This window comes from Micromonospora peucetia, from assembly GCF_900091625.1.
Taxonomy (GTDB): Bacteria; Actinomycetota; Actinomycetes; order Mycobacteriales; family Micromonosporaceae; genus Micromonospora; species Micromonospora peucetia.
The window spans coordinates 135875-147312 of record NZ_FMIC01000002.1 but is presented as its reverse complement, the minus strand read 5'-3'; the positions used below and the strand labels follow the sequence as shown (position 1 = coordinate 147312).

Sequence of the window (11438 nt, the reverse complement as noted above, 5' to 3'; positions counted from 1 at the left end):
CGCGTTCCCGCGCCTCACGCGTTCCCGCGCCTCACGCGTTCCCGCGCCTCACGCGTTCCCGCGCCTCACGCGTTCCCGCGCCTCACGCGTTCCGGCGGCGCAACGCGGCGCGGCCCAGCAGTAGCGCCGCGCCGGCCCACCCGGCGAGCAGCAGCAACCCGACGGGCGCCGGGTACGGGTCGGTGTCCCCGGCCAGGAAGTGCCCCCCGGCGACCCCCGGGAAGGCGTCGGCGATCCGGTTCAGCACGGCGATGTCCGGCTCCTGCAACGACAGCGGGACGATCATCAGCGTGGCGACGAGCACGGTCAGGGCGAGCACCGCGCTGCGCAGGGCCGCGCCGAGCCCGAGGGCCAGCACGCTGACCAATGCCAGGTAGGCCGCCACCGCGAGGACGTCGCCGATGGTGCCGCCGGTGGGCGCGGTGCCCCACCGGCCGAGCACCGGCCCGGCGACCGCCGCGCCGACCACGCCGAGGAGCAGCCCGAGCACGAACGTCACCGTCCCCGTCACGGCGGCCTTGGCCAGCAGTACGCGACCGCGCGACGGCGTGCACTGGAGGGTGGTACGGATCGTGCCGCTGGTGAACTCGCTGGTGATCACGAGCAGGCCCAGCGCCAGTACGGCGTACTGGGTCAGCCCGACCGAGCCGATCACGATGCTGCCGACGGTGACGATCCCGGCGTCGTCGGCCGGGTTGTCGTTGGTGTTCGCGTTGGCGGCGTAGATGGCCAGTTGACCGGCGGTCGCGGCCATCAGCAGCACCCCGGCCAGCAACGACCACCAGGTGGAACGAACGGACCACACCTTGGTCCACTCGGCGGAGATCGTGTTCATCGTGCCTCGTTCCGGGTCGGGGTGCCGGCGTACTCGACGCTGTCGGCGGTCAGTTCCATGAAGGCATGTTCCAGGGACGCCCCGTGCGGGCTCAGCTCGTGCAACCGCACACCCAGCTCGTACGCCACGTCGCCGATCCGCTCGACGGTGGCGCCGGTGACGGTCAGCTCGTCCGGGCCGGCCGGTTCGACGCCGGCCCCGGCGGCGGTGAGCCGCTCGGTGAGTGCGGCGAGGCCGGCCGGCTGCGGGCTGCGCACCCGTACGGCCACCGCGCTGCCGGCGATCACCTCGTCGATCGGCGCGTCGGCGAGCAGACGCCCCCGGCCGATCACCACCAGCCGGTCGGCGGTGAGCTGCATCTCGGTCATCAGGTGGCTGGAGACGAAGACCGTCCGGCCCTCGTCTGCCAGGGACCGCATCAGCTGTCGGACCCAGCGCACTCCGTCCGGGTCGAGGCCGTTGACCGGCTCGTCGAACATCAGCACCGGCGGGTCGCCGAGCAGCGCGCCGGCGATCCCGAGCCGCTGGCCCATGCCGAGGGAGAGGGTACGACCCGGCTTCGCCGCCGCGCGGGCGTCCAGCCCCACGACGGCGAGCACCTCGTCCACCCGGCGGTCGGGTATCCCGTTGCTGCGGGCCATCGCGAGCAGGTGTGCCCGACCCGACCGGGCGGGGTGGACGGCCCGGGCGTCGAGCAGCGCGCCGACCTCGTGCAACGGTCGCCGCAGCTCCCGGTACGACCGTCCGCGCACGAGCGCCTGTCCGGCGCTGGGCCGGTCCAGCCCCAGAACCATCCGCATCGTGGTGGACTTGCCCGCGCCGTTCGGGCCGAGGAACCCGGTGACCCGGCCGGGCCCGATGTCGACGGTCAGGGCGTCGACAGCAGTCGTGCCCCCGAACCGCTTGGTCAACCCACGCAATGTGATCATGCGCCGACGCTAGGTCCGGTACCTGCCCCACCGCCGCGCCCGAACGGCACCACCCGGCACTGACTTTCGTCGAGTCCTCCCCGCCGCCGACACGGCAAGGCGCAAGGACGACGCACTGCGTCACCCCCGACGCGCTGCGACGCCGACGCGCTGCGACGCCGACGCGCTGCGACGCCGACGCGCTGCGACGCCGACGTGCTGCGACGCCCCCCGACGAGTTGCGACACCCTGACGCATTGCGACACCGTCGGGCCGCGGGGTGTTTCGGCGGACGGGCAGCCGCCCTGACACGTTGGGCCCATCCCCGCCCGAATTGTCCGCCGACCGCCGGGGGCAGCCAGGAAACACTCGGCCCAATCCTTTGTGATCAGGACGCCATGGACCTAAAAGCTGCCGGGTAACGTCCATGGCGTCCTGATCACAAGGGGTGCTAGCGCGTCACCACCGCAGGCAGTGGGGCTTTTCGTGGGGCCGCGCCCATCCCGTCTGCGCAGCCGGCTTCGGCGGGCGGGGCTGTCCGGTTCGTGCCGGCCGGTGCCGGGCTGGTGGTGCGCACGGCGCAGGGTGGTGGGGTGAGGCGCGCCCAGGCGCGCGAAACCGGGCGTGCCGGTTCAGCGGCGGCGGACGACGAAGGCGTCGGGCATCCGGAAGGTGAGGTTGTCCGGGCACCACGGCTCGCGGAGCACGGTGACCCGGTCCAGCAGCGGAGCGGTCTCGGCGACCACCACCGCCGCCTCCATGCGGGCGAGCTGGTCGCCGACGCAGCGGTGCGTGCCCGCCCCGAAGGCCAGGTGCCGGCGGGAGCCGCGCTGGCCGGGCCGGAACTCGTCCGGGGCGTCCACGATGGCCGGGTCCCGGCCGGCGCGGGCCAGCCAGAGCACGATGCTGGTGCCCGCCGGCACCGCCGTCCCGCCCAGCGTGGTGTCCACCGCCGCCACCCGCCGCCAGGTGACGATCGGCGGCTCCAACCGCAGTCCCTCCTCGACCACGTCGGCGACCGTGACGGTGCCGGCGCGCAGCCCGGCCAGCACGGCCGGTTCGCCGGCCAGCCGGTGCAGCAGCAGGGTGAGGAACTGCGAGGTGGTCTCCTGACCGGCCACCAGCAGGAAGAACAGCGCGCCGACCAGCACGTCGGGCGGGTGCCCGGCGGCCCGCAACGACCCGGCCAGTCCACCCCCGGTCGCGGCGAACTCGCGCAGCACCCGGTGGAAACGGCCCACCTCGGCGGCGAGAGCCTGCTGCCGTCCCACGTCCAGCGGCGCCCAGAACAGCTCCAGCGCGGCGCGGGCGAACTCCTTCACCGCGCCGACCGGCGCGTCCGGCAGCTCGACCAGCCGGGCCAGCACCAGCAGCGGCAGGTCGGCGGCGAGCTCGGCGTGCAGGTCCACCGGTCCGCCGGCGTCCAGGGTGGCGTCGATCCGGCCGACGCGTTCCTGGACCAGCCCGGTCAGCCAGGGCCGCTGCGCGGCGACCCGCGTCGGGTGCAGGGCGTCGGCGACGATCGCCCGGATCGCCGGATGGCTGGCGCCACCGTTGTTCGCCAGGGTCGGCGGCAACCGGAACCGGTGCCCGGCCAGCACCCGCAGCGCGGACACCGGGATCGGGGTCACCGCGTCCAGCGCGTTGTCCGGCCGGTACGTCGCCGGATCGGCGAGCACCCGGCGGACCAGGGCGTGCCGGGTCACGACCAGGTGCGCGACACCCACGTGGTCGGGCACCCGGGCCACATCCGGCCAGCGCGCGTCGGCGGTCTGCGCCCAGCTCCGGAACAGCACGCCGACACGCTAGCGGCCCGCCCCCGGCAGTCCGGCCCGCAACTGCCACACCGTGGTGCGCTTCACCCGTACGCTCTCCAGCGTCTCGGGCACCGGCACGTCGTACCCGGCCAGCTCGTCGAAGCGGTCGTGCGGCAGGAAGGCCCGGCCGGGGTCGCCGACGAGCACCCGGGCCCCGGCGCGGGCGGCCCGGAGCAGGAATCGCAGCACCCGGTTGGCCATCGCCTGGCTGTAGAACACGTCCCCGGCCAGCACCACCTCGGCCCCCGCGGCGTCACCGTCGAGGATGTCGCCGAGCTCCGCGTCGACGCGTACCCCGTTGGCCTCGGCGTTGATTGTGACGGCCGCGACGGCCAGCTCGTCGATCTCCACCGCGCGCACGGCGGCGGCGCCGGCCCGCGCGGCGGCGATGGCGACCAGACCGGAGCCGGCGGCGAGGTCGAGCACCCGGCGGCCGGCGACCAGCTCCGGGTGATCGGTTACGTACCGGGCCAACGCCTGCCCGCCGGCCCAGGCGAAGGCCCAGAACGGCGGCGGCTGCGCGCTGCGGAACTCACCTTCCGTCAACTCCCACAGCCCGACGGCGTCGTCCGCCTGGTGCAGCCGCACCTCGGGGACGAAGGCGACCGGGGCGAGGCTGGCGTGCAGCCGGACGAAGGCGGCGGAGAGTTCGGACACGCCGGAGATTGTCCCCCGCCGCCCGCGCCCGGCGACCGGCGCCACCCCGGCAGCGGCGGGCGGCGGGGCTGCGGCCACCGGTCATCCCCCGGGGCGGCGAAACCGTCGGGGCCGGCCGGCGCGCCGACCGGCCCCGACGGGCGGTCACTTCGAGAACGCCTGGAACTCGGCGATCCGCACCTGGGTACGCGCCGCGCTGGCCGTCGCGCAGTCGGTCGTGGTCGCCGGGTCGTCGTCCTGCTCACCGGCGTAGGCCGGGCCGCCGGTGCACTGGCTGGCCAGCACCTCCAACCGCAGGTGGGTGGCGAGCGTGGTCGGCACCCGGAACTCGCGCAGGTTGATGTCCGGCACGTACGCCCGGTACGCCCCGCCGGGGAACGCGTCGGGCGTGCTGGTGTGGATCCGCCGCCAGTTCGCCGGATCCGTGCAGTCGGCCCTCTTCGCGTTGCAGGCCGACACCGCGAACGAGCGCAGCGCGCTGAGCGCGTTCTGGCTGCCCGGGTCGGCGTCGCCGGTGATCGCCGGGCGCAGCATCGCGCTGACGTTCACCCGCTTGACCACCTGCGGCGCGTTCCCGGGCAACGCCACGGTGACCTGCCGGCCGGCCACCCCGTCGAGGGAGGCCCAGTTGGTGGCCTCGGTGTCGTCGGCGATCCGGTCCAGGTTGACCCCGTCGCCGGTGACCGTCGCGCCGGACGCCGTGGACGCCAGGTTGCGGCTCATCCGCAGGTCGACGTGCCCCTTCCTGCCGGCCTTGGCGACCACGTCGAGCCGCTGGTGGCCGAAGCCGGGCGCGACGGCGAGCAACTGGTACCTGCCGGGCACCAGCTCGATCCGGTCCGGCAGCGGCGTCGCCGGGTCGGTGTCGGCCACCGGCACCGCCCGCGCCTCGTACGCCCCGACGTACACCCGGATCGGCGCGTCGGCGCTGTCGCCCTTCGGGCGGAGGGTGAGCACCGCGTTGTCGGCGTCGGGAGCGGCGAAGCTGGGCGTCGGGTCGGTGTCGGCGGCGCCGTTGGAGGTGGCGTCCCGGCCCATCCCGGAGCGGGCGAACTCGGCCCAGATCAGCTCCTGGTTGGCGCCGCCGAAGCGGAGCAGGTCGGCGGTGAGCATGTTGTCCCGCATGTCGAGCATGCTCACCTGGCTGGCGGCCTGGAGCAGGAACGAGTCGAAGACCAGCTGCGACCAGCGCCGGTTGCCCGGGCACCGGTCCACCGCCACCTTGCCCTGCGCGCAGTCGAGCTGCCGCTGCGGGGTGCCGGCGCCGTACCGCTTCATCAGCGCGGCACGCACCCGGTAGTTGGTGGCGCTCCAGATCTCGCCGTCGGCGTGCACGGCGGGACCGCCGGTGTTGTAGCCGACGTCGGAGTAGTTCAGCGGGCTGCGGCTGAAGTCGTGGTTACGGATGCCGCTGACCAGGTTGCCGGTGACGTAACCGCCGGTGACGTACGGCGTCTTGCCGGGGGCGCGCAGGCCGTGCTGGAAGAGGTACTCGGCGGCGAGCAGGTCACTCCACGACTCGCCCATCGAGCCGCCCTGGTGCCCGCCGATGCCGCTGTCCGGGCCGGCGATCATACGGTTGGTGATGGCGTGCGTGTACTCGTGCCCGATCACCGTCATGTCGTAGTCGCCGTCGACGCAGGGCGGGTACGGCCCGCCGGCCTGCGGCTGCCACAGGTACATGTTGGTGGTCGGCGGCAGGCCGTCGCGCGGCGTGCCCTGGTTGGCGTTGTTCCGGTTGCCGCTGAGCGCGCCCTGCTGGGCGCGGCCCTGCTCGGCGTCGCCGCCCAGGCCCTGCGGGGTCAGGTTCACCGCCTGGAGGTTCCAGGTCGCCTCGGTGAAGCCGAGGTGCCAGGCCCAGTCGTGCATCCGGTTGTGCATGGCGAACAGGTTGCCGATCGCGGCGTCGCCGTCGTTGCGCTGCGCCGAGGTGAACACCTCGGGGTTGCAGCGGGACTGGTGCCACTGGTCGGTGAACGGGTACTCGTAGCGGCGCTCCGGGCTGGGCGTGGCCGGCACGGCCGGGGTGCCACCGCCCCAGGAGAGCACGGTGTTGGCGGAGTTGCCCCGGGCGGTGCCGGTCGGCGTGCCGGTGGCCGCGTCGACGTCCCACGGCTGGCCGGTGGCCGGGTCACGGAAGGCCGCCCGGCAGCCCGGCGCGGGATCGCCGCACCAGCGCACCCGGGGGTCCTGCCCGGGGTCGAGGTCGCGCGGCGGGGTGGCCGGGAAGACGGCCCAGCTCGGGTTGTCGGAGTCGAAGTCGACGAGGTCCTCGCGGACCAGCACCTGCCCGGTGATCCCGTCGACGTAGGTGGTGAACGCCGCCGGGTCGTCCGTGTCGGCGCCGATCAGGGTCACCTCGTAGGCGGCCCGGGGCCCGTCGAGCGGGGTGGGTACGGCGACGGCGCGGACGCTGTGGCTGCGTACCGCGTCCGCGGTCAGGCCGGCGTCGGCGCGTGCCGCGGCGTACGCCTGCTCGTCGGTGAGGGTGGCCGGCGTCGGCGCCGTGGTGTCCCGGGACAGTGAGGAGCTGACCGCGAGGACCTTGCCGCCGGCGACCGCGACGGTGACCAGGCCGTCGTGCCCGGCCGGCAGGTCGCCGAAGCGCTGCCGGAGGGTGACGACCGCGCCGGTGCCGATCGGGCGGACCAGCACCCGGTCCATGGCGTCGACCGCGGCGGCGTCCAGCCCGAAGAGGTCGTGCTGGCCGGTGAGGTACGCGCGGGCGGTCGCCTCCGGCTCGGTGGGCAGGCCGGTGGCGAGGGGCGCGCTGCCGGGGCCGAGCGCGTGCGGGGTGCCGAGCCGGTTCCAGCGGGCGTCCGGGTCGGCCTTGCGGGCCAGTCCCCGCTGCCGGGCGTCGGGGGCGGCGGTGCCGGGGCGGTTGTCGACGTCGGCGTGCTGGTGCTGCCCCTCGGCGAACGGGCCGGAGCGTCGTTCGGTGGAGGCGCCGCCGGTGGGGGCGGCGGCGGTGGGGCCGGTGGGCAGCAGCGCGGCCGCCACCGCGGTCGCCGCCAGAACGGGGATGAGCCGGCGTCGACGCCGGCTCATCCAGGGTGTCCACTCCGGTAGTGCCACGGGACCTCCTCGGGGGAGCGGGGAGGCCGGCTCTCCGCCGGCCCACACAGCGCGGGTACGCATGCGCATCTGTGGATATCAGGCCGCTCCGACGGGGACAAGGGCCGCGCCTACTCAAGGGACGCCCGGCGCGATGCGGCAGCCGTCGCGGACGCTCGTCGAGGTCGACGTCACGGCGTCCAGTCGGGGTCGCGGCCGAAGGCGGCGACGAGGCGGTCCTGTTCGTCGGCCCGCGCCGGCACGTCCACCTCCGGCCGGATCAGCTGGCCCCGCTGGTAGTCGCCGATCCGCCGATCGAACCATCGGGCGCAGGCGGCTACCGCGTCGGCGTCCATCCGGGGGTCCGCACCGATCGCCACGGCCAGGTCCCAGCCGTGGATCAGGTGCTCCGCGATCAGCTGGTGCAGGTACTCGTCGGCGGGGGTCTCGCCGGCGGAGAGCGCGACGGTGCGGTCCAGCGCCCCGGGGTGGACGAAGGCCAGCTCCGCCTGCGCCGCCGCGTCCCGGGCCGCACCGGCCGGGTCCGCGCCGAGCAGGTCGCCGTCGTAGCGGTCGCCGACCTCCTCGATCGTCCGCCCCGCGAGCAGTGCGACGCTCCACCGGTCCTCGCCCACCACGTGGTTGACCAGCGTCCGGACGTTCCAGTCGGGACAGGGGGTGGGGTCCGACCACTGGCCGGGTCCGACCTGCTCCACCCGGTCGGTGAACTCGGCCAGGCTGCGGCGGTACGTCTCCAGCAGGTCCATGCCGACGATTGTTCCGGCTGCCCCGGGGAGCCGAGCCGTTTTGCCGGGCTTCCCGGGCCGGCCGGTCGTCGGGGCGCTCGGCCGTGCCGGGCTCAGTCGAGCTGTGTCGGGTCCAGTCCCAGCTCGCGGGCGGTGAGCAGGCGGACCCACTCGGCGAACTGCCGACGGGAGATCACCCGGTCGTGCACCGCGAGCTGCACCGCCAGCCCATCCACCACCGCGCTGATCCGCCACGCCGCCCCGGCCGGGTCAGCGCACTCGAAGGTGCCCTCGCGGACCCCGTCCGAGATCACCGTCGCCAGGTCCTCCCGCCAGCGCAGGTCGAGCCGACGGGAGACCTTCTCCAACTCCGGGGTGCGCAGCGACTCCGCCCAGCCGTCGATCCACATGGCCCAGGACGTCGCCCGGCCCGTCGGCGTGTAGAGCCGCACGATCCGGCGGAGCTTGGTCAGCGGCGGGGCGCTGGACCGCATCACCGCGTCCAGCCGGGCCAGGTCCTGCTCCACCGCGTACGCGAACGCCTGCGCGAGCAGCCGGTCCTTGGTGGCGAAGTGGTAGAAGACCAGAGCCTGGCTCACCCCGGCGGCCTGTGCCACGTCGGCCGTGCGGGTGTTGGCCAGACCGCGTTCCGAAATCACGTCACAGGCCGTGCGCAGCAGGGCATCCAGGCGGATTTCGGCCGCACGTCTCGTCACGCCGTTACCGTAGCCCATCCAACCGAACACGGGCAGTTACGGATCACGCCCCGTTCGCCCCGCGAGAGTCGGAAGCCGGACAGTTTCCGGACGCGCTGGCGGTCGTCCGCGCGCGAACCGCCGCATGGTGAGCGACCGCCTGCGCCAGGTCCGGCAACCCCGCTGGGGAAGATTCGACCCATCCTCCTAGGAAGCTCAGCCGTAGGGTGCGCCGTCACTCGCCACCCAGCCGGCGGTGGCAGTACGGAACCCCTGCCGGAGGCGGCAGGTCTCCCGCCTGGCAGGGGCGGGCCTCGTCCGACGCGCCTGGAGCCCACCCCGATTTGGCAACCGCTCATCAGCTCGGCTAAAGTTCTCACCCGTCACCGGTTAACGCCGGAGACAAGCGGACGTAGCGCAGCTGGTAGCGCATCACCTTGCCAAGGTGAGGGTCGCGGGTTCGAATCCCGTCGTCCGCTCGGAGCTGCCGCCACGCATGACGGGGGCAACCTCGGTGGGGTGGCCGAGAGGCGAGGCAACGGCCTGCAAAGCCGTGTACGCGGGTTCAAATCCCGTCCCCACCTCGGTAACAAACGCGGGCGATTGGCGCAGTGGGAGCGCGCTTCCTTGACACGGAAGAGGTCACTGGTTCAAACCCAGTATCGCCCACCAGCACGAAGGCCCGTCACCACCCGGTGACGGGCCTTCGTCGTTCCTGGGACACAGCCGAGCCCGTCCACGGTCGCCACCGTGGACAACCGGCGTCAGAGCGGCGGGGCGACGTCCCGGCGCTCCTCGACCCGTCGGTACTCGACCGGCTCGGTCGTGCTGACCACCTGGCGGCGGCGGCCCCAGATGAGCGTGGTCATGATCAGCCCGAGCACGCCGGCTGCCATCAGGATCCAGCCGACGACGTCGAGGTTGATGCCGCCGAGGCTCGCATCGAGCGCGAAGGTGAGGATCGCGCCGAGCGCGATCAGGAAGATGCTGGTGCCGATACCCACGACAGCCTCCTTGGTCAAGGGGATGTGGTGTGCTGTCGATGGGTCTCACTACCCCGTGGTTGACCAGCGCAACCATCGCCTGGTCGGGCTGCCGGCGGGGCGGCGTGCCAGGCGATCTTGCCGTCGGGTAGAGTTCCCCCCGTCGCCGACGAACACCGGCGGCACGCGGACGTAGCGCAGCTGGTAGCGCATCACCTTGCCAAGGTGAGGGTCGCGGGTTCGAATCCCGTCGTCCGCTCGCGATTCGCCCCTCGTGGTCCGGCCTGCCGGACCGGGCGGTCACCCCGGGGCGATTGGCGCAGTGGGAGCGCGCTTCCTTGACACGGAAGAGGTCACTGGTTCAAACCCAGTATCGCCCACCAGGTACTCGGCACCTCCCTCCCGCACATCGAGCGGGAGTGGCCCTTTCGGACTGCTGACCCAGCGGCAACCGCCAGCGCGAACGGCACCGGTCCCAGGGCGGCGATCAGCGCCCGAACCACGAGCACGAATCACTCCGGCCAGCAGACCACGCCCCGGTGCCGCCAGGTCGATCCGGGTTGGCCCCTGGACCGGCAGCGGGAACCGGGTGACGTGCCGGCGGGCTTCTGCTGTGGGCAGATCCGCTGACCGTGAACATGGGGCCGGATCGCCGCCCGGAGCCCGCACAGTGGAACGCATGAGACTGTTGGTGCTGGGCGGAACGGGGTTCGTGGGCGGCGCGACGGTCGCCGAAGGGGTGCGTCGGGGCTGGACGGTGACCGTCTTCAACCGAGGGCTGCACGGCAGCACGCCGGAGGGCGTACACCGGTTGCGGGGTGACCGGACCGCGCCCGACGGCCTGGCGGCGCTCGCGGACGGCGAGTGGGACCTGGCGGTCGACACCTGGGACGGCGCGCCACGGGCGGCGCGCAACACCGCCCGCGCACTGGCCGACCGCCTCGGCAGCTACGTCTACGTCTCCAGCTGCTCGGTCTACGCGCTACCCGGCGCCCCCGGTGTGGGCGAGGAAGCCCCCGTGGTCGATGCGGAACCGGACGCCGACGACGGTGACTACGCGCCCAACAAGGCCGGTGGCGAGCGAGCCGTGCGGGAGGTGTTCGGCGAGCGGGCGGTGATCGCGCGGGCCGGCCTGATCCTCGGGCCGGGGGAGGACATCGGCCGGCTGCCCTGGTGGCTGACTCGGATCGCCCGGGGCGGGGACGTGCTGGCGCCCGGCCCGGCCGACCTGCCGTTGCAGTACGTCGACGTGCGGGACCTGGCGGGCTGGATGCTGGACCGGGGCGCACAGCGGCAGGGCGGGACGTTCAACATGGTGAGCCGCACCGGGCACGCCACCATGGGTGAGCTGCTCGACGCCTGTGTCGCGGCCACCGACGTTGACGCCCGGCTGCGCTGGACCGACCCGGAGCCGATCCTGGCCGCCGGGGTGACGCCGTGGAACGACCTGCCTGTCTGGATCCCAGCCGGGCACGAGTACCGCTGGTTGCAGGAGCTCAGCGTCGAGCGGGCGTACGCGGCCGGGCTCACCTGCCGTCCGGTGGCCGAGACGGTCGCGGACACCTGGGCGTGGCTGCGGCAGGTCGGCACGGTCCCACCACGGGCGGGACGCCCGCAGCGCGCCCCGGTCGGGCTGGACCCGGACCGGGAGGCGGCGCTGCTGTCGGCGGCGGACCCGGCGCGCGCCTGACCGGATCGGCGGCGGATGCCCTGACCGGGCCCGGGCCGACAATGTGGTGTCGA

Annotated in this window: 9 protein-coding genes and 5 tRNA genes; 6 read left to right on the top strand and 8 right to left on the bottom strand. The window is 73.9% G+C overall.

Annotation, left to right across the window (positions count from 1 at the left end; all coding sequences use genetic code 11):
• Nucleotides 1-82: 82 nt before the first annotated feature.
• The 7 genes from GA0070608_RS01210 to GA0070608_RS01180 form a co-directional block, all read right to left on the bottom strand.
• Nucleotides 83-835 carry an ABC transporter permease subunit gene (locus GA0070608_RS01210; RefSeq protein ID WP_141719391.1) on the bottom strand — a complete coding sequence of 251 codons (753 nt, stop codon included), beginning with the start codon at nucleotides 833-835 and terminating at the stop codon, nucleotides 83-85.
• Complete coding sequence (locus GA0070608_RS01205) at nucleotides 832-1764, bottom strand: ATP-binding cassette domain-containing protein (protein ID WP_091620089.1); 933 nt, start codon at nucleotides 1762-1764, stop codon at nucleotides 832-834. The genes GA0070608_RS01210 and GA0070608_RS01205 overlap by 4 nt, the downstream gene beginning before the upstream one ends.
• Nucleotides 1765-2375: 611 nt before the next feature.
• The gene (locus GA0070608_RS01200; protein ID WP_091620086.1) at nucleotides 2376-3539 is read right to left on the bottom strand and encodes a cytochrome P450; all 1164 of its coding nucleotides are present in this window, start codon (nucleotides 3537-3539) and stop codon (nucleotides 2376-2378) included.
• A 9-nt stretch (nucleotides 3540-3548) separates the two neighbouring features.
• A complete protein-coding gene (locus GA0070608_RS01195; protein ID WP_091620084.1) occupies nucleotides 3549-4217 on the bottom strand; it encodes a class I SAM-dependent methyltransferase in 669 nt (222 codons plus the stop codon).
• Between the two features lie 144 nt (nucleotides 4218-4361).
• On the bottom strand, nucleotides 4362-7292 hold the full coding sequence (locus tag GA0070608_RS01190; protein ID WP_091620082.1) for a M36 family metallopeptidase: 2931 nt from the start codon (nucleotides 7290-7292) through the stop codon (nucleotides 4362-4364).
• A 170-nt stretch (nucleotides 7293-7462) separates the two neighbouring features.
• A complete protein-coding gene (locus tag GA0070608_RS01185; protein ID WP_091620079.1) occupies nucleotides 7463-8038 on the bottom strand; it encodes a TIGR03086 family metal-binding protein in 576 nt (191 codons plus the stop codon).
• A 92-nt stretch (nucleotides 8039-8130) separates the two neighbouring features.
• Entirely contained in the window at nucleotides 8131-8733 is a 603-nt protein-coding gene (locus tag GA0070608_RS01180; RefSeq protein WP_091634055.1) for a TetR/AcrR family transcriptional regulator, read from the bottom strand.
• 385 nt (nucleotides 8734-9118) lie between these two features.
• Here GA0070608_RS01180 and GA0070608_RS01175 point away from each other — a divergent pair.
• The 3 genes from GA0070608_RS01175 to GA0070608_RS01165 all read left to right on the top strand — a co-directional run bounded on the left by GA0070608_RS01175 (nucleotide 9119) and on the right by GA0070608_RS01165 (nucleotide 9384).
• Nucleotides 9119-9191 (top strand) — tRNA-Gly (locus GA0070608_RS01175).
• A 34-nt stretch (nucleotides 9192-9225) separates the two neighbouring features.
• Nucleotides 9226-9296: transfer RNA gene (locus GA0070608_RS01170), tRNA-Cys, on the top strand.
• 13 nt (nucleotides 9297-9309) lie between these two features.
• Nucleotides 9310-9384: transfer RNA gene (locus tag GA0070608_RS01165), tRNA-Val, on the top strand.
• Nucleotides 9385-9476: 92 nt separating this feature from the next.
• Here GA0070608_RS01165 and GA0070608_RS01160 read toward each other — a convergent pair.
• Nucleotides 9477-9716, bottom strand: a complete 240-nt coding sequence (locus GA0070608_RS01160; RefSeq protein WP_091620076.1) for a DUF6458 family protein — start codon at nucleotides 9714-9716, stop codon at nucleotides 9477-9479.
• A 165-nt stretch (nucleotides 9717-9881) separates the two neighbouring features.
• Here GA0070608_RS01160 and GA0070608_RS01155 point away from each other — a divergent pair.
• The 3 genes from GA0070608_RS01155 (at nucleotide 9882) to GA0070608_RS01145 (ending at nucleotide 11385) form a co-directional block, all read left to right on the top strand.
• A tRNA-Gly gene (locus GA0070608_RS01155) sits at nucleotides 9882-9954 on the top strand.
• Nucleotides 9955-10003: 49 nt separating this feature from the next.
• Nucleotides 10004-10078, top strand: a tRNA-Val gene (locus tag GA0070608_RS01150).
• 296 nt (nucleotides 10079-10374) lie between these two features.
• The gene (locus GA0070608_RS01145) at nucleotides 10375-11385 is read left to right on the top strand and encodes an NAD-dependent epimerase/dehydratase family protein (RefSeq protein ID WP_091620072.1); all 1011 of its coding nucleotides are present in this window, start codon (nucleotides 10375-10377) and stop codon (nucleotides 11383-11385) included.
• Nucleotides 11386-11438 lie beyond the last annotated feature (53 nt).

Excerpts from the sequence above, each read along its gene's own strand:
- GA0070608_RS01210 (WP_141719391.1), bottom strand. The coding sequence starts at position 835 with ATGAACACGATCTCCGCCGAGTGGACCAAGGTGTGGTCCGTTCGTTCC.
- GA0070608_RS01205 (WP_091620089.1), bottom strand. The coding sequence starts at position 1,764 with ATGATCACATTGCGTGGGTTGACCAAGCGGTTCGGGGGCACGACTGCT.
- GA0070608_RS01185 (WP_091620079.1), bottom strand. The coding sequence starts at position 8,038 with ATGGACCTGCTGGAGACGTACCGCCGCAGCCTGGCCGAGTTCACCGAC.
- GA0070608_RS01145 (WP_091620072.1), top strand. The coding sequence starts at position 10,375 with ATGAGACTGTTGGTGCTGGGCGGAACGGGGTTCGTGGGCGGCGCGACG.